Below are 18,519 nucleotides of genomic sequence, written 5' to 3'. Positions count from 1 at the left end.
CTGAAGCAACACACGCATCTGTGCGTCGATTCCATCGCCACCTAGGCGTTCCGCTGTCGCTTCAGTCAGGGATGTCCCACGTGAACCGGTGCACATGGATTCCGAAGTACGGGAAGGACTCCACGGCGCGCACCCCCGGAACGGTGCGGATCCGGTCGTTGATGATCGCGGACAGCTCGTCCATGGTCCGGCAGACGACCTCCGCGAACAGGTCGCAGGAGCCGGCCGTGGACACGAGATAGATCACGCCGTCGATCCCTTCCAGCGCATCGATGATGTCCGGGAGCCCACCGTCGATCTTGATGCCGAGCAGCGCCATGACGGGCAGTCCGAGTTTCAGCGGATCCGTGACCGCGGCGAACTCCAGCAGACCCCGCTCCGTCAGGCGCTGCACACGGGCCCGCACGGCCGGAGCGGACAGCCCCACCTCCCTCCCCAGGTCGGTGTAGGAGGCGCGGCCGTCCTGCTGGAGCAGCCGGATCAGACTCTTGTCGAATGCGTCCAGCTCGATACGGGCCGTCACGTGGTCCTCTTTCCTCTCCCCGGGCGTCCGGACGCGACCGTAGCAACTCGGCGGCGGCGGGCCGGATGTGCGCCCGCATCGACGGCGCGGGGGATTACGTGCCGCGATTACGTGCTCCTCCTGACGTATTCGCATCCATGTTCGATGAAGCTGGGTCTCGCAGCTGACCGCTGTGGAGAGGGAGGCACTGTTGGGCACGCTCTTGGACCAAGCGCTGTCATCCATCGGCGAAGATCCCCTGATCGGCCGTGAGCGGGAGACCGGACGGCTACGGACGGTAGTCGCCACTCGAACGCACCCGGGCCCTGGCTGCTGGAGATCACCGGAGACCCCGGCATCGGCAAGACCCGGCTGCTGACGGAATGGAGCGGGCTGGCGGAACGGGCCGGTCTGACCGTCCTGTCGGGGAGGGCGGCGGGAGCGGACCGGCAGCTGTTCGGGGTCGTCCGGGCCCTGGAACTTCCCGGCGTGGCCGAAGCGATCTGCGCGGATGACCGGGCGTTACTGCTCCGCTGCTTCGCGACCGCACACGGGAAAGAGGCGGGCGATGGAGGGGAACCGGGACCGGGAGAGGGCCCGGACCGACCGGCGCCCGGTCCCCCGGACCGGGACAGGGCACGGCTGCGTCGATGTATCGCGGATCTCCTGTGGGCGGCGGCCGGTGACGGTCGTCGTCTGGCCCTCAGCCTCGACGACCTCCAGTGGGCCGACGACGAGTCCGTCGAGCTGCTGAGCGACCTCCTGCGTCATCCCCGACCCGGGACCTCGCTGATCCTCGCGTGCTCCGTACGCCCGAGGCAGCGGTCTTCGGCGCTGACGGCGTGCCTGGCCGATCCGGACGACGCCTTCAGGGTGGAACGGCTGCGACTGGGGCCACTGCCGCGCGGCACGGCCGGTGAGCTGTCCGGCCTCGATGCGACCGCAGAACAGCAGAGGTTCCTGTACGAGGCCGCCGACGGCAATCCGCTCTACCTGCGGGTGCTGTCCCGGTCACCGGGACCGCTCGTGCCACCAGGTGGGATCGCTCCATGGGTCCTGTCGGACGAGGCGGTCATGGCGGCGGCGACCGTGGTGGCCCGTGAACTCGCCCCGGTGGACGCCGTGGAGCAGGACGTCCTGAGGGCCGCCGCCGTGCTGGGCGAGGAGTTCGACCCTGCACACCTGGCCGAACTGGCAGACCGGAATCCGGTGAGCACTACGCGCGCGCTCGACCGGCTGATCGCCCTGGACCTGGTCCGTGCCGACCACACCCAGGTACGGCGGTGCCGCCTGCGGCATCCGGTGCTGCGCGCCGTCGTCCACCGGGGCGCGCCGCACGGTTGGCGCAGGGCCGCGCACGCGCGGGCCGACCGCGTCGTCCGAGAAGCGGGCGCCGACCCGGTACACCGCGCTCCGCACGTCGCCCGGTGCGCCGAACCGGGCGACCAGGACGCGGTCCGCCTGCTGACGGAGGCGGCCGAGCAGGTGTGTGACACGGATCCCGTGGCGGCCGCGTCCTGGCTGAGATTGGCACTGAGCCTGATCCGTGAGGACGGAGAGGGGCTGCGGGTGCGGCTGACGACGTCCCTGGCACGCTCGCTCGGAGCCATCGGACAGTTGCGCGAATGCCGGGAACTGCCGCGTCGCATCCCACGGCCGCCCGACGCACCCCCCACCAGGGTGGACACGGAACTCGTGGCGTTCCACGCCATGGTCGAACGCCATCTCGGCGACTACAGCCGGGCGGAGTCCCTGCTCACCGCCGAACTCGCCCTGCTGGCCGAAGGCGAGGGCGGCGGCGCCGAACTGAGCAGCCCGCTGCGTCTGGAACTGTCCACGGTCAGTCTTCTGCGCCGCGCGTTCCCCCGGTCACGGGCACTGGCCGAGGAGGTGCTGCGGCACGCGACCGAGGTCCACGACCGCCACCTGCGGATGGCGGCCACCGCCCGCCTCACTCACTGCAGCGCCTTCGCAGGAGACGTGCCCGCGCTGCTGCACCGGGCCCGGGAGGCCGGTGCGCTGGTGGACTCGACGGGAGACACCGAACTCACCCCGCACCTGGACACAGTCTCCCAACTCGGCTGGGCCGAGGCCCTCGCCGAGCGGCATCACGACGCGCTGCGCCACACGGCGCGCGGGATCCGGCTCGCCCGGACCACTGGGCAGCTGTTCGTCCTGCCGTACCTGGGGCTCGCGCACGCCTACGCCAGCGTCAGCGTCGGCCGGCTCACGGACGCGCTGCGGTCGGCCGAAGCCGCCGAGGAGGACGCCCACCGGATGGGGCGGCCGGCCCTGCTCGGCTTCGCCCCGGCCCTGCGCGCCTGGGCCACCGCGCTGCTGGACGGCCCGGACGTCGCCACCCCGATCGCGGAGCGGGCGGTGCAGGAACTCGGCGCGGGCGGCAGACTCTGGGCGGTCACCGCCGGCGTACTCGCCGATATCCGGCTCGACCAGGGCCGGCCCGGCGAGAGCCTGGAGCTGATCCGGTCGGCCATGGAGCACGACAGGCATCCCGGCACCGCCCGGTCCATCACACCGATCTGGTACTCCCACGCCGCCCGGTCCGCGGCAACTCTGGGCGACAGCGACCAGGCCGCCGAATGGGCGCGGCGGGCATCCTTCGACGCGGATCTGCTGGGCCTGCCCGGACAGCGTGGGTACGCCGCCCTGGCGCGGGCCCACAGCACCCCGGATCCCGTCGGCCCGCTGCGGGAGGCGGTCTCCGGTTTCCAGACCGGCGGACTGGTCCCGATGGAGTGCCGGGCCAGGCTGCTGCTCGCCACGGAACTCGCCTCACGCGGATCCCGCGACCAGACGCATGAGCTGGATCAGGCGCTGGAGCAGGCCAATCGCGCGAAATCGCTCGCGGATGCCTCGGTGGCGCGCCGCCTCTACCGGGATGCGGTGGACGTCCAGCGCCGACTGGGCGCCCGTCGACCGCGGCCGGCGCGGGAGGCGGAAACACCGCTGCCGGAGATGTCGGAGCGGGAGCCCGTCCGCATGGTGGCCCTCGGCATGTCCAACAACGACATCGCCCGCCTCCTCGTCGTCTCGCCCAAGACGGTCGAGGCCCACCTCACCCGCATCTTCCGCAAGGCAGGCGTACGCTCCCGGGTCGCACTGGTCGCCGCACTGCCGAACGCCGGTCCGGAGCCCGGCCTCTGACACCTCCGCCGGGTCACCGAGCGATGGTGACCTGGGCGGTGACCCGTACGCCTTGGCAGATCACCGTGAACCTCGATGCCGGCTACGCCAGCGACAGTAACGTGACCGATGAAGCCAGTAACTGCCCCGGCGGGCCCCGATGCACAGTCTTCCGCCTCTCACCAAATCGTGTGACTCCTACGTGGTGGGTCGCTCGGAGTCCTTCGGAGGCCAGACTCGACCTCCGGTTCAAAGGTACGGCTCCCGGTCATCGTTGAAGAGTGCCGCCGTGGCCCCTGGCAGGTCGATGATGTCAGTCAGGCTCCACAGGCCGCCGCCCGGCTGAGGATCGCCTCCATGCGGGGCCTTGGAGTGCTGCGAGGCCAGTGCCTTCACTTGCTGGGCGGGGTCCGGAAGGTAGGTAAGGCCCGCAACGCCGAAGCGGGCGCGAGCGCCTGCTCGGGCCGCCGGTCGGCCTGCCAGTTGTGCCATGGTGGGCGGGTGGCTGAAGGAGCCGGCGTAGAACTCGATCACCGGGAATTCGTTCGCGCCGTGCAGCTCGTGGACGAAGGCGGCGTGGAAGCGGCCGGTGAGCTGGATGGAGACAACGTCGCCGGGGCGTAGGAAGGTGACCGTTCTGGTATTTCGCGGTCGCCGCGTCAGCGGTGTCGGCGCCGACCGCAGCAATGCCTTGATCGCCGGGGACTGCCTTTCGAACGCGTCGGACAGGACGACGTGACGGTTGAGCTCGTCCACCGAGGTCAGGGCTTTCGCGGTGATGGCACTGTCATGGAATCCGTACTTGTGGAGCAATGTGGCCAGCGCCACCCACCCGACATCCTTGGCCGCCGCCGTGGCGTCAGCTGCGTCGAACAGGCAACGCCAACGGGCGAGAACCGGCGTTATCACCGCCTTCTCGACCTCTGCGTGCGACCGGCCGCGGTATGCCATCTGCTCGCCGGTCCACCGGGCCACATCCTCATTCATCGCCTGGACGATCTCCCGAGCCGCGAGCTTGTCCAGAATCTGCTGATGCCTCATCCCCCAAAGCATGACAGAGCGTAATGGCGCGTAGCTGACTCACCCCGGGCCAGGACGATGACGTGCCATCAGCGGCGAGCCAGCACCGCGAGCTCCCCGCCGTGGCCCACCACCAGCCGTCCACTCTGCGTCAGCGTCATCGAGTGCGGGGTCGACGGGAACCTCAGTGCACCGCCGTCGTACGACTGCCGGACAAGCCGAGGTCGCGCACCGGAATGCAAGCGGTTCAGTGGAAGCACCTAATCCCGTACCTAACCGGTGAGCAGATGTGGTGCTGCGTGATTTCCGCCGGTGAACCTCCCCCTATGCCTCTTACCGTTGACCAATTGTCCGGTTATATGGATAGCGATCTGGACGCCGATCTGTTGCGCTGGTTCCCCGATGAGCCTCGAGTCGAGTTCTCGGAGCCGGTACGCCCCGTGGAACCGTTCCTGGCCCGGCTCCCGCATGACGCCGCGACCGCGCTGGCCAATTTCGATCGCAGGGTCCGCTCGGGAGCCATGGCGGATCTCCTGGACATCGCCGACTGGTCGTACGGCTTCGAGTTCGAGGCCAACGACTGCGAGATCCTGGACTCCGACTACACGACGCGGTTTTCCGATGACGACGTGTGGTCCATCGGTTGCGACGGCGGCGGCAACTACTACGTCGTCCTGACCGACGGCCGGGTCGCGCTCTGGTTCCACGAAGAGCAGGTGATAGAAGCCCACACGCGGTACGAGAACCTCGACGTCTTCCTGTGGTCGGTCGTCCGGCACCGGGCCGTCCGTGCCGGTGTCCTCGACCTGGCGGCGGTCGAGGAGGACTTCCGGTCCCTCGGCCAGCCCGGAGCGCTGGCACCGGAGATCGGGCTCCTGGCCGACCTGTCCTGAAAGAAGGTGCCGCGCTTTCCCGTCATGAAGGCATCCGAGACTCCGACGAAGGAGCGAACCCTGACGGTGACCGGCGTTTGACCATTGCCGAACCCGCCGTGCCTAGCGTTCTGCCAGAGCCGGGGGGACAACCTCTCCGGAGCCCCTGCGGAAGGATCCGGAGGGCTTTCTCCGACGCCTCGACGAGCGTCGGCGGCAGTGCTGACGGCATGTCAGGCTGTCTGGGCCGGAGGGCCTGACAGCCTGCCGCCGCTCCTCGCCGTCTGATCACGGAAAGACAGCGCCCTTGTTCGACGCCATGGCCGAAGCTCTCGCGGACGAGCAGTACTACGCCCCCCTCGGCACGATGGCCGATCCCGGTCCGCGCTTCGCGCCCAGCCGTGTTCCGGAAGGCTGGCGGGGAGTGGACAAGGACATCTGGACGCTGTGGCTCGGCTCGCGGGTCGGGCAGGCCGAGCAGGGCTGGAAGATCCATGTGTCGGCGCGCCTGGAGCGTGCGCAGGACGTCGTCGACGTGGTGGCGGACACGTGTTTCTCGGAGCGTGTGCCGTTCAAGCACGTGTCGGCGCGGTTCTTCTTCCTGTTCCTCCACCACAAGCACGCGGCCAGGGCGCAGTCGGGCAAGTTCTGTGCCGTCTACCCACCGGACACCGGTACCGCCGCACGGCTTCTCACCCTCCTCGACGACGCCCTGCGCGACGAGGAAGGCTCCTATGTCCTCTCCGACCGCCGCTACCGGAACTCCCGGAACGTCCACTACCGTTACGGCGCCTTCAGCCGCAGACCCGGCTGCTGCCCGACGGCTCCTCGGAACCCCTTCTCACCGACGGGACCGGACAGGACGTCACGGACGTACGGCTACCCTTCTTCACGCTTCCCGACGGCATCACCGACCCCTTCGTCGCCGAGGAGCCGGCGCAGCACCAGGGCTCGATCCGCATCCGTGACTACGAGATCGTCAAGGTGTTGCAGCCGAGCAACGCCGGCGGGGCGTACCAGGCCAGGGACACCCGCACGGGACGCCTCGTCTTCGTCAAGGAGGCCCGGCCGCACAACGGTTACACCTGGGACGGCGTCGATGCCAAGCGGCGACTGCGCCAGGAGTACGACACCCTGACCGCCGTTCACCGGGCGGCTCCCGGAGTGTGCCCGCGGCCGCTGGAGCTGTTCACGGAGTGGGAGCACGACTTCCTCGTCATGGAGCATGTCGACGGAGTCCCGTTGACGCGGTGGATCAACGGCGCTTCTCCCGTGCTGGACTCGGCTCTGGGTCAACCGCACGCCCTGGGACTGCGGTTCGGTGACGTAAGTCCCGGAAACGTCATCGTCGCCCCCGCCGGAGAAGCCCGGCTCATCGACTTCGAGTCCGTGACGCCGGTGGGCGATCCCCCCGCCCGCATGGGCACCGCGGGATTCGCACCGCCCCCCGAGGTCACGGCGGCCCACCCCGCCGAACCGCTCCTCACGGACCGCAACTCATGGCCGCACTCACCGTCGCCCTGCTGGCACCGTTCCACAACGCTCCCCGGATGACCGCGGGCAACCTCGCGCTGCTCCGTCGTGACCTGGCGGCGACCGCGTCGGTACCGGACGACCTGTGGCAGCGGGCCGGCTCCTTCCACCTTCCCGTCGAGCGCGGGTCCTCGGCGCTTCCCGGCCCCGAGCAGGTCGACGCCGATCCGCTGGGCTGTCTGGCCCAGATCGCCGACCGGACCGCGACGGCTCTGCTCGGCATGACCGAGACCGGCCGGCCCGAGTGGGTCTTCCCTCCCCCGCCGCTGGGGTTCCACACCAACACGGTGTACCTGGCCTACGGAACCGCCGGTGTGGTGCACGCCTTGCACCGAGCGGGCGTACCGATCCCCGACGACGTCGACAGGCGGCTGCGCCGGGACGCGGCCACCGCGGCACAGGCGCTGCCGCCGGGGCTGGCGGTGGGCACCGCCGGGGTCGCCCTGGTCCTGGCCCAGCGGGGGCACCTCGACGAGGCGGTCGACCTCCTGCGGGCCGCCGACGGCCATCCGCTGACGGACGCGACCAGCACGCTGGCCGACACCCTACGGAGACCTCTTCGCGTGATGTGCCCCGCTTCCCGGTGGGCCTCCCGCCGGTACGTCGCCGGCCCCTGGGACCGAGCCGCCCGAGCCGCCCGGCGGGGTCGTGCCCTGTCTGGCGTCCGTTACGTGACGCGGTTACGTGGTTCTGCGGATGTGCCGGTGACCTCCGGTGGGCTTGAGTCGTCGTGCGCTGGAGAGATTCGACCGGGCGATTGTCAGTGGCTGCACCTAGCGTTCCGCTCATCGTCACACCGAGTGCCGGATCCCTGGCGAGCTGTGTCGATGTTGATTTCCCTTCAGGCGGAAGGCGGGGCCGGTGGGCTGGCTGACGGCGGGTGACGGGTATGAAGTCGCCCTGGTGGAGGGCCGGGTGACGGCCAGGGCCACGGCCGGACGGGCGGCGGGGCGGCAGTTGAAGTCGCTGCCGAAGACGCTCAAGGACCATCCGGAGGTGGAGCGGCTGCGCCGTTTCGCCGAGTGGCTGGCGAGGCATGAAACGGCGTGCGTGGCACAGGTCGACACCTGGATGGTGTCGGCCCTGCCGGTGCCCACGGAACTCCTCGTCCGGGTGTGGCGCGACGCGGCCTGGCAGTCGGCGCTGCGCGACCTCGTGGTGGTCGGCGACGACCCGGATGCCATGGGCTTCCTGCGGGACGCCACCAAGTCGGGTGAGCTGCGCGTGGTGGACCTCGACGGCGAGTCCGTACGGCTGTCCCCGCGGACCGTGACGCTGCCGCACCCCGTGCTGCTGCCGGACCTGGAGGACCTGCGGGAGTTCGCGGCGGAACTGGGGATCGTGCAGCGCGTCGAGCAGATCCACCGGGCGACCTGGCAGCGGCCGGCTGATGCGGACGGCAAGGCGACGTGGGTCTCCGAATTCGCCGGCGGTTGGTTCCCGACGCGCTCCGCGCTCGCCGGGCGGGCCACCTCGCTCGGCTACCGGGTGTCCGGTTCCCGGGCCGTGCGCCGGGTGCGCGACGGGGCGCGCACCGTGGAGGCCGCGGTGTGGATCGGGGAGCCCTGGGAGTACCAGGTGTCGACCGGCCCGCTGTCCTGGCACGACCCCGACGGGCGGACCCTGCGGATCGCGGATGTCGGCCCGGTGGCCTGGTCGGAGGGGATGCGGATGGCTGCGGCGCTGTACGCCGGACGAGTGATCGACGAGGTGACGGGCGCGTGAGCGGGGGAACGCAGATGCCGTACGGGGAGTACGAGAAGTACGAGGAGTACCAGGAACTGCTTGCCGCCGGTGCGGTGCTGCCGCGTGGCACGGAGGGTGCCGGCGAGCGGGCGGTGCCACTGACGGCACGCTCGTACACGCACCCGGGGCTGGACGACCGCGTGGTGGTGCGGCTGGTCGCCGGGGAGCTGGGCGCGGCGGAGGACCTGGCCGCCGGTTACCTCGGGCTCGAACCGGAGGCGGCGCCGGTCGAGGTCGGGCTGGGGGCGCGGCAGGCGCTCGGCTTCCCGGAGTGGGTGCTGGTGCACCACCCGGAGGACGGGCATCACGCGCTGAGTGTCGTACCGGAGCTGGAGCGGATCGCGCGCCTGGCGAAGTCCCGGCCGCAGGCGGCCCTGGACGCCTACCGGGAGGTGGCCGTACGGCTGGCCGCAGCCGTGCCGCACTTTCTGCCGACCTTCTACGAACAGGCCGCGCGCGTCTTCCTGTCGGCGGAGAACCCCACGTACGCGGCCCAGCTGTTCAACCGGGCCCGGCAGGCGGAGGCCGAGCATGGGCTTGCCGTGGACGAGGAGCGGACGGACGCCGCCTTCCTCGAGTTCGCCCTGGCCGGGGCGCTGTCGGCGACCGTGCTGTCGGGCTGTGCGAAGGACCTGGCCGCCCGGGTGCCGGCGGGCGAGGCCCTGGAGCGCTTCACCCGGTTGTGTGTACGGCGCACCGCGGGCGGGCTCGTGCCGTCGGCCCAGTTGGCGCGGGACGTGCGCAGGCTGGCCCGCGCGGCCGGCCAGGACGGGGGCACGGCTGAGCAGGACTACCTGGCCGACCTGCTCGCGCTACCCACGACGGCGAAGGCGGCACCCGGCTGGTGGAAGGCCCATCGCGCGGGCGTCGTCGCCCTGGCCCGGCGCGAGCCCGCGGTGCGCGGCACGCTGCTGAACCTCATGCCGGACTCCGGCGAGCGGGACGTACTGCTGATGTGGCTGGACATCCTGGAGGAGTCCGGCGCCCTCGTGGGACTCTGGGACGACTCGCTGCCCGACGAGGAGCGGCCACAGGACGGCACCGCGGGCTGGTTCGCCCGCTTCCTGGCGTTCCAAGAGCGGACGCGGGGCTGGCACGAACCCTCGCACCTGCCCGCCCTGTACCCGCTCGCGGAGCGCGCCGCGGACCGCCTGCGCGCCGAACTCAACGCGTCGAACGGGGAGTTGCAAGCGGGACACGATCTGGACCTGCTGGACCTGCTGCTCGCCCTGGACGTGCCCGCCGGCGTGTTCCACGGGGTGGAACTCCATGGGTGGGCGATGGGCGAGAACCGGCGCGACCTGCTCGCCTTCGCCGCCGCCGAGCGGTTCCGGGACGTCTTCCACAAGGCGGCCGACACGTTCGACGGCGACGAGGACGACCTGGACACGATCCGGGCCCTCGTCCAGTCGCCCGGCGGCCGGCCGATGCTGGCCGACTGGGTGCGCGAGGTCGCGCGGCGCTCCACCGCCACCGGGCTGCCCGGCCTCCCCGAAGCGCTGAAGCGGCTGAAGTGGCTCCCCGGCGAGGCCCTCAGGCTCGCCGAGGACGAGATCCGGGAGGTGGCCGCCACCGACCTCGCCCCGCTGCTCGCCCGCACGCTCAGGGCCGGGATCCTCGACGAACTAGGTTGGCCCGCCTGGGACGAGGCGGCCAGGGACCTCGTACGCGAGGACCGCGTCGAGGATCTCCACGTCACCGACGCCTGGCCGTATCTCATCGTCGCCGGTGCCGCGCAGGTCCGGGTGATCGGCACCGAGGGCACCCTGCTCACCCACGATCTGCGGCTGCCGGCCCTGGGCACCTACGGCTCCTTCGGTTTCCACTTCGTGGACGGCGAACTCCTCGTCCACTGGCCCACCCTCGACCACGGCGCGCGCGGATACTGGCACCACTCCCCCGACCGCATCCTGACCCTGGAGGGCGACACCGTCCCCCGCGGCAGCCAGATGAACTGGTATCGGGAGGACAACGGCGTCCCGACCCTGCCCCTGCCCGGCGGCGGCCGGGCCACCGGCGGCGGCGTCCTGCACCGGGGCGACACCACCGTGCCCGTCGCGGCGAACCTGCTCGGGGACGGCACCTCTTACTGGGCGTGGGGCGGGAACACCTGGTTGGAGTACGACCCGGCGACCGGGCGGCTCGGCCGCGAGAGCACGCCGGCCTTTCTCGCCGACGCCTACGGGGAGGGCACCTGGGCGCCGGGGTCGTTGGCGCCCTACCCGTTCGACGAGGCCACTCCCGCCGGCATGCCGGTGGACGGGCTGCTCGGCTGGCGAGCGGTGCTGCGCCATTCCGACCGCACCTGGCTCGGCGAGGACCTCGCCGGACGCCAGGTCACCGTCCCGGAGGAGTTCGGGATGCCGTACGCCGCGGTGCGGTTCCCCGGCGCCGACCGGCTTGTGGCCGCCGCCCGCGAATACGGCTGGAGCATCCATCTCGTCGACCCGGACGCGGTGGTCACGGCCACCGCGAAGACGGACGGAGCCCCGGGGAACTTCGCCGCGGGCACCCCCATCCTTCCGCCACTGCGGTACTGGCATTGCCTGCGGCCCCGGGACCCGCGGGGCTCCGCCGTACTGCGCCGCATCGACGACGACACCGCCCGGGCCCTGCTGAGGGCCGAACTCACGCATGACGTGGTGGAGTTGCTGCATCAGGTCACCGACGAGGCACTCCTGGCGGGCATCGCGGGCGTGGTGCGGTACGCCGCCGAGCAGCAGAAGGTCCTCGCCGCGGCGGCGACCCGGCTGACCGCACGACTCGCCGACGCCCAGGAGGACGAGGGCCCCGCCGGCCCGTCCGACCGGCTGCTGCGCGAGGCGCTCAGCGGCCTCGACGGCTGCCGCGGCGGCTGGGACCACCACGCGACCGACCGGGACAACGTCTTCCGGCGCATGCGGGTCCTCAGGCGAACACTGCGCGCGCCCGAAACGCCCGCGACGGACTCCCTCCCGGCCGACGTTCCCATGTCGGACTCACTCCCGGCCGAAGCCCACCCGTCTTACTCACTCCCGGCCGACGGCCCCGCCCCGGCCGTACGCCTCCACCTCGACGGTCCCGAACTGCCTGGCGGCTACCTGGACGCGGCGCCCCTGCCCGACCTCGTCACCGCGACGGCGTTCCGGGTCGCCTCGCCCACCACCTCGCCGGACCACCGGGAGACCCTGGTGGCGCTGCTGCGCGAGTTCGACGCGCTCGGGCTGACCTCGGCCGCCGAGCCCGCGCGCTGGCACCGGGTCTCCCTCCATGTCGACGCGAGTCATCTTCGAACCCCGGACGGCGAGTGGCGTGAGGGGAATCTGGAAGGCGTGCTGCCGCTGACCGGGGGAGCCTTCCTCGCGGTCACCGCGTGCGCCATGCTCGACGAGGAGGAGGGCTGCGACTTCGAGGCGCTCTTCCATGACCCGTCCGGCCGCTTCGAGGCCCCCGCCCCCTACACGGTCGAATCCTCCTCCCCGGTCGGGGTGGAGGACCGCGAGGCCGGCTGGGTCACGGCGTTCCTCACCGAGCTGGCCGAGCGGGGACCGGCCCCGTGGATGCCGGCGGCGGCCGAGGAGTTCGCCCGGCTGACCGGGGTCACGGGCACCATGGCTCGGCTGATCCTGGCGGGACTGCCACAGGTGGACAGTGACGACCGGTCCTTCCTGACGGCCGAGGCACGGGGCGTGCTCGGTGTGAAGGTGACGGACGCCGCCCTTGCCAAGGACGAACTGCACAAGACCGATTCCTCGGTCCTTCGCGCCGTCGTCGCCGCCCTCCTGCCCCGGGACCCGGCCGGACTGTGGACGGACGGCCCCGACACAGCGGCCGCCGCGGAGGTCTGGAACAGCGAGGTCGGCAGGCGCAGGATGCTGCCGGAGGCGCTGCTGGGAGAGGTGCAGCGCGTGTTGTACGCAGAGGCCGCGACGCTGGCCGCACTGCTCGACCCCGCCTCCGAGCCCCGCCTCAGCCGGGACCTGGAATGGGCGGTCACCGGAGACCGGGTCGCCCAGCTCGACGAAAACGCCGTCGGGTTCACCGCGGCCAGCCTGATCGACTCGGTCGTCCTGGCCGCCTGGCTCGCGCACCGGCTGCCCGTCGGCGACCCGGTCCGCGCCGCGCTGCCCGCCGCTCTCGGCGCGATACACGACCGGCTGGCCCACCCCGGGCTCATGCTCGACCTCGTCACCTACGTCGACCTGCCCCGCTTCCGCGAGGCGGTCGGCCGGCCCACCGAGGTCGGCAGCGGATTCGAGCGGTACGGCGCGATCATCATGGCCACCCACGACAACATGCCCGCCCCCGCCCTGTGCGTCGCTCTCCTGGACGCGGCCGGCCACGACCCGTACCTGCCCGCCCTGCGCCTCGGGCAGGACGGAGCGCTCTTCCCGGCCGAGGCGGCGCTGCGGGTCGCCCGCGACCCGCGCTTCGCGGCCTTCCTCGCCGACCCGGGCGACCCGGTCGCGGGCGAGCGCGGCAAGGACGGCACCTGGTATCCGCAGGACCCCACCCGGTCCGTACCGGAACTGGTCGCCGAGGCCGCGAAGGAGTACGGCATCGGTGAGGACGCCGCCGCCCTGTATCTGATGCTGCTCGCGATGCCCGACCCCACCGACCGCAACACGGCCCGCTGGACCGGCTGGAAGCCCGCCCGGCTCAAGGCGGCCCGCGCCGAACTGGCCGCCACCACCGGCCTGGTGGTCGGGGGCAGCCGGTCCCGCGCCGGCCGCTCCTTCTTCCTGCCCGGCGGCTGGGAGGCCCTCTCCTTTCCGCATCTGCCGCTGGAGCAGTGGAAGCTGCCCCTGTACGGGGAGTTGCTCACCGGCCAGTACCTTCCGCTGAACGTGGAACCGGCCCCCGACCTGTACCGCAGGGCCTGGCGACGCGTCCGGGAGGGCGACGTACCGCGCTTCGCGGAACTCAAGACCAAGCGCGGACCCCGCCGCTGAAGCGGAACTCCCACGCACCCCGTACCGAATCGCTGAGGACATCCGTGAGCACCACCGTGACGGCCGCCGCCCCGGCCCGGCAGATCCTGCCCGCCGAGGAGCGGCACGCCGCCGAACTCGCCTTCCTGGCAGCCCACGACGAGGGGCCGCGGCCGCCCGGCTGGGCCCTGACCCCGCGTTCCGTCGTCACGTTCATCTGCGGCAGCGACGGCAAGACCCTGGACCGGCAGGGACAGCGCCTCGTCATCGCACCCAAGTTCGTCGGCGAACGCGCCCTGGTCGAGCGGTGCGTGGTCACCCTCGCCGGTGAGCGGGGACTGCTGCTCGTCGGCGAGCCCGGCACGGCCAAGTCCATGCTCTCGGAACTGCTGTCCGCCGCAGTCTGCGGCACCAGCGCGCTCACCGTGCAGGGCACCGCCGGCACCACAGAGGACGCCTTCCGCTATGGGTGGAACTACGCCCTCCTGCTCGCCCAGGGCCCGAGCCGCCAGGCCCTCGTCGACTCTCCGGTGCTCGGTGCCATGCGCACGGGGCGGGTGGCCCGGGTCGAGGAGATCACCCGCTGTCTGCCCGAGGTGCAGGACGCCCTGGTGTCCATCCTGTCCGACCGGAGGGTCAGCGTCCCCGAACTGTCCGGCACCGACGACGCCCAGGTCGCGGCGGCCCCCGGCTTCACCGTCATCGCCACCGCCAACCTCCGCGACCGGGGCGTCTCCGAGATGTCCGCCGCCCTCAAGCGCCGCTTCAACTTCGAGACCGTGCAGCCGATCGCCGACGCCGGGACCGAGTTGGCACTCGTCCGCGGCCAGGCGGTCGCCGCCGTACAGCGCGCGGGGGCGGCCTTCGGGGTGGACGACGCCGTCCTCGACGTCCTCGTCACCGTCTTCCGCGACCTGCGCACCGGCCGCTGTGCCGAGGGCTGGGACGTCGAGCGGCCCGGCACGGTGATGTCCACCGCCGAGGCCGTGCAGGTCGCCACCTCCCTCGGGGTCGCCACCGCCTACCTGCCCGCCGGGGACACCCTCGACCTCGTCCCCGGCCATCTCCTCGGCGTGGTCCGCAAGGACGACCCCGCCGACCACGCCCGCCTCCTCGGCTACTGGGACGGCCCCGTCCGCCGCCGCGCCGAGGACGGTTCGGCGCTCTGGCGCCGTCTATGGGACCTGCGGGAGAACCTCCGTTGACGGTCCTTCACAGCACCACTCAGGACGAACCCCGGGCAGCCGTCTCCGCCCTCGCGGACTGCGTACGGCCGTACCTGCTCGGCGTACGTCATCACAGCCCCGCTCTCGCCGCCGCCGTACCCGCGCTGCTGGACGCGTCCGGCGCCGAGGTCGTCTGCGTCGAACTGCCCGCCGACTTCCAGCCCTGGCTGGTCCACCTAGCCGACCCCGGCACGGTCGCACCCGTCGCCCTCGCCGGCGCCCGGGAAGACGGACGGCTCGGCTTCTACCCCTTCGCGGACTTCTCCCCGGAGCTGGCCGCCGTCCGCTGGGCCCGCGCGCGAGGGGCCCAGGTCCTGTGCTGCGACCTGCCGTTGCCCGACCCCGGCTGGGGCACTGTCGAACCCGCCAGGGCGGGCGGCGCCCGGACCGTCTTCGCCGACGCCCTCACCGCGGCCGGCACTGGACGGGACGGTGACGATGTGTGGGACCGGGCGGTGGAGGTGCTCGCTCCGGGCAGCACCCCGGACGCGGTCCGCCGTGCCGCGCTCGGCGTCGGCTGGGCGCTGCGCCGGGACGCCGAGGCGTCCGGGGCGCTGGCGGCTGTGGACCTGGCCCGCGAGACGTACATGCGGTCCGTGCTGGAGCGGGCCTGTGCGGGTGGTCGGCGCGTCGCCGCGGTGGTCGGGGCGTTCCACGCCCCGGCCCTGGCGGATGTCGCGAGGGAACGCGCCCTTCTCGACGGCCACACCCCACCCAGCCCAGAGCCCCTACCCGGCCACGGCCCGTCCGCCGTCACCTCGTTCGTCCCGTACGCCTTCGATCTGCTCGACTCCCGGTCCGGCTACCCCGCCGGCATCCGGGACCCCCGCTGGCAGCAGGCGGTGTACGCCGCCGCAGGCGATCCAGACCGGGTCCGTGAGGCGGCGGCCTGCGCGATCACCGACGTGTGCCGTGCGCTGCGCAGGGCCGGACACACCGCGGGCACCGGCGAGGCCATCGAGACCCTCCGGCTGGCCTGCGACCTGGCCGGGCTGCGCGGGCTTCCCGCGCCCGGGCGGGGCGAGCTGCTGGAGGCCCTGACGACCGTACTGGGCCAGGGGGAGCCGCTCGGCCGTGGCCGGGCCCTTGCCCGGGCCACGGAGGAGATCCTGGTCGGCAGCGGCTGGGGCAGGGTCGCCCCCGGTACCCCGCGCTCCGGGCTCGGTCCGGCGGTGGAGGCCGAACTGGCCGCGCTGCGGCTGCCCGGTCCGGACGACCCCGGGCCGCGCGAGGTCCGCCTCGACCCACTCCGTTCCGGCCTCGACCGCCGCCGCGAAGTGCTGTTGCAGCGCCTCGCGGTGTGCCACGTCAGCTACGGCGAATCCGTCTCGGTGACCGGCACCGGTGACGGCACAGCGCTCACCACCCGGTGGAAACTGCAGTGGACCCCGGCCGTTCCGGTACGACTCGACCTGGCCGGAATACGCGGAGTCACCGCCGCCCAGGCCGCCGAGGGAACCCTCCGCGAGGCATACCGCCACGAGACCGCCGCCACCTGCGCTCATGTTCTCGGTGGCCTCAGGGCCGCCGCCCGCTGCGACCTGCCCGCTCTGGTCACCGACCGCCTGGCCGACGCCGCCGCGCTGCTGCCGACGGCCGCCACGCTGCCCGAACTGCTCGAAGCGCTGGACCTGTTGGAGGCGCTGGGCCGCGGACACCTGCCCGGTGCCACCCCCGAGGCCGTCAGGGAAGCCGCCGCACTGACCGACACCCTGCTCGAAGCAGCCGTCCGCGCCCTGCCCGGACTGGCCGGCAGCGACCGGCCCGAGGACGCCGCCGCCCTGGTCGCGCTGTCCGCCCGGACCGGCGAACACCGCCTCGGCCTGCGCATCGACGACGCCCTGACCATCCTCGCCCGCACCGGCTCCCCGCTCGTCCAGGGCGCTGCCCTGGCCGCCCGGGTCCTGCTCGACCTCGACGGCGCCGACACCCTGGGAGCCCGCGCTGCCGGCTGGATCGACACCGCCACCGCCCCGGACGGACGTCGCCGCCTGGCCAGGCTCCTCACCGGACTGCTCGGCGCCACCGCGCCCCTCCTCGAATCGGCCCCCGCCGCCCTGGACCCGCTCCTCGACCGCATCGACACGCTCACCGACCAGGACTTCCTGGACCGGCTGCCCGCTCTGCGCGGCGGCTTCGACAGCCTCACCCCGGCCGGACGCGACCGGCTCCTCAGCACCGTCACGGAACGCCTCGGCGACCGCCTCGACCTGTCCCTCACCGCCCCGCCCGAGCTCCTGGCGATGTGGACGGCGGCGGACGCGGCCGGTCTCGCGGCACTGACGGCACTCGGGCTCCCGCTGCCCCCCACCGGCCCGACGGCCGAACCGACCGCACTCCGGCTCCCGACGCCCGGCACCGGCCCGGCGGCCGAGCAGGCACCCCCCGTCCCGGCACCCCGGCCCACACCGGCACTCCGACGAGCGCCGGCCTCCCGCCTCACCCCCGCCGACCGCTGGCGGCTGCTCCTCGGCAGGGAGACAGACCGGCTCCCCGACCACGCCCGCCGCTACGCGCACGCCCTCGACGAGCTGTACGGCTCCGGCCGCGGCGAGGGATCCGACGACCTCGCGACGAGCGGAGGCGGTGGCAGAGGTGGTGGGGGCGGTCAGGAGGCGTCCTTCCCGACCGCCCGGGAATGGAGCGAGGAACTCACCGCCCTGTTCGGCCCGGACGTCCGCGAGGAGGTGCTGGCGCAGGCCGCCGAGCGGGGCCGCGGCGACGTCCTCGCCGAGCTGGACCCGGCCGCCGTACGCCCCTCGGTCGAACTGCTCACGTCCGTGCTCTCCCTGGCCGGTGCCCTGCCCGAGCAGCAACTCGCCCAGCTGCGCCCCCTGGTGCGCCGCCTGGTCGACGAGCTGGCCCGGGAGCTGGCCACCCGCCTGCGGCCGGCCCTCACCGGACTGGCCACCCCCCGCCCGACCCGCCGCCCCGGCGGCCCGCTCGACCTGCCCCGCACCCTGCGGGCCAACCTCGCACAGGCCCGGCGCCTGGACGACGGCCGGACGGTCGTCGTGCCCGAGCGGCCGGTGTTCCGCACCCGGTCGCACCGGGAGGCGGACTGGCGGCTGATCCTCGTGGTCGACGTGTCCGGGTCGATGGAGGCGTCCGTCATCTGGTCCGCGCTCACCGCGGCCGTACTCGGCGGGGTGCCCACCCTCTCCACCCACTTCCTCGCCTTCTCCACCGACGTGATCGATCTGACGGACCGGGTCGACGACCCGCTGTCGCTGCTGCTGGAGGTCCAGGTCGGCGGCGGCACCCACATCGCGGCCGGCCTTGCCCACGCCCGCTCGCTCGTGACGGTGCCCAGTCGGACGCTCGTGGCGGTGGTCAGCGACTTCGAGGAGGGCTACCCGCTCGCCGGGCTCCTGGACGAGGTGCGCGCCCTCGCCGCCTCCGGCGTGCACCTGATGGGTTGCGCCGCCCTGGACGACACCGGCACCCCGCGCTACTCCGTGCCGATCGCCCGGCAGCTCGTGGCGGCCGGCATGCCCGTCGCCGCCCTCAGCCCTCTCGCCCTCGCCCGCTGGGTGGGCGACCGCCTGCGCGGAGAACCCCGATGA

Annotated in this window: 10 protein-coding genes; 8 read left to right on the top strand and 2 right to left on the bottom strand. The window is 72.7% G+C overall.

All coding sequences use genetic code 11. The features are described from left to right. Nucleotides 1-61 precede the first annotated feature (61 nt). Nucleotides 62-523 carry an Lrp/AsnC family transcriptional regulator gene (locus tag ABZX85_RS36530; RefSeq protein WP_355878682.1) on the bottom strand — a complete coding sequence of 154 codons (462 nt, stop codon included), beginning with the start codon at nt 521-523 and terminating at the stop codon, nt 62-64. Between the two features lie 309 nt (nt 524-832). Between ABZX85_RS36530 and ABZX85_RS36525 the strand changes: the two genes are divergently transcribed. Beyond that, complete coding sequence (locus ABZX85_RS36525) at nt 833-3,667, top strand: AAA family ATPase (protein ID WP_355878968.1); 2,835 nt, start codon at nt 833-835, stop codon at nt 3,665-3,667. 228 nt (nt 3,668-3,895) lie between these two features. On the opposite strand, the gene ABZX85_RS36520 is transcribed toward ABZX85_RS36525, so the two are convergent. Then, nucleotides 3,896-4,687, bottom strand: a complete 792-nt coding sequence (locus tag ABZX85_RS36520) for a hypothetical protein (protein ID WP_355878680.1) — start codon at nt 4,685-4,687, stop codon at nt 3,896-3,898. 338 nt (nt 4,688-5,025) lie between these two features. Between ABZX85_RS36520 and ABZX85_RS36515 the strand changes: the two genes are divergently transcribed. The 7 genes from ABZX85_RS36515 (at nt 5,026) to ABZX85_RS36485 (ending at nt 18,519) form a co-directional block, all read left to right on the top strand. Next, nucleotides 5,026-5,559: a hypothetical protein gene (locus tag ABZX85_RS36515; protein WP_355878678.1), complete on the top strand. Its 534-nt coding sequence runs from the start codon at nt 5,026-5,028 to the stop codon at nt 5,557-5,559. Nucleotides 5,560-6,525: 966 nt separating this feature from the next. Further along, nucleotides 6,526-7,092, top strand: a complete 567-nt coding sequence (locus ABZX85_RS36510; RefSeq protein ID WP_355878675.1) for a hypothetical protein — start codon at nt 6,526-6,528, stop codon at nt 7,090-7,092. After that, nucleotides 7,038-7,955, top strand: coding sequence for a hypothetical protein (locus ABZX85_RS36505; protein ID WP_355878673.1), 918 nt, complete (start codon nt 7,038-7,040; stop codon nt 7,953-7,955). The genes ABZX85_RS36510 and ABZX85_RS36505 overlap by 55 nt, the downstream gene beginning before the upstream one ends. Continuing rightward, on the top strand, nt 7,933-8,796 hold the full coding sequence (locus ABZX85_RS36500; protein ID WP_355878670.1) for a DUF4132 domain-containing protein: 864 nt from the start codon (nt 7,933-7,935) through the stop codon (nt 8,794-8,796). The genes ABZX85_RS36505 and ABZX85_RS36500 overlap by 23 nt, the downstream gene beginning before the upstream one ends. Nucleotides 8,797-8,810: 14 nt before the next feature. Further along, complete coding sequence (locus tag ABZX85_RS36495) at nt 8,811-13,748, top strand: DNA-binding protein (protein ID WP_355878966.1); 4,938 nt, start codon at nt 8,811-8,813, stop codon at nt 13,746-13,748. A 44-nt stretch (nt 13,749-13,792) separates the two neighbouring features. Continuing rightward, entirely contained in the window at nt 13,793-14,932 is a 1,140-nt protein-coding gene (locus tag ABZX85_RS36490) for an AAA family ATPase (RefSeq protein ID WP_355878667.1), read from the top strand. Continuing rightward, nucleotides 14,929-18,519, top strand: coding sequence for a DUF5682 family protein (locus ABZX85_RS36485; protein ID WP_355878664.1), 3,591 nt, complete (start codon nt 14,929-14,931; stop codon nt 18,517-18,519). The genes ABZX85_RS36490 and ABZX85_RS36485 overlap by 4 nt, the downstream gene beginning before the upstream one ends.

Source organism: Streptomyces sp. NPDC004539 (assembly GCF_040610055.1).
In the GTDB taxonomy this organism is placed as follows: Bacteria; Actinomycetota; Actinomycetes; order Streptomycetales; family Streptomycetaceae; genus Streptomyces.
This window is presented reverse-complemented; position numbering and strand designations above follow the sequence as displayed.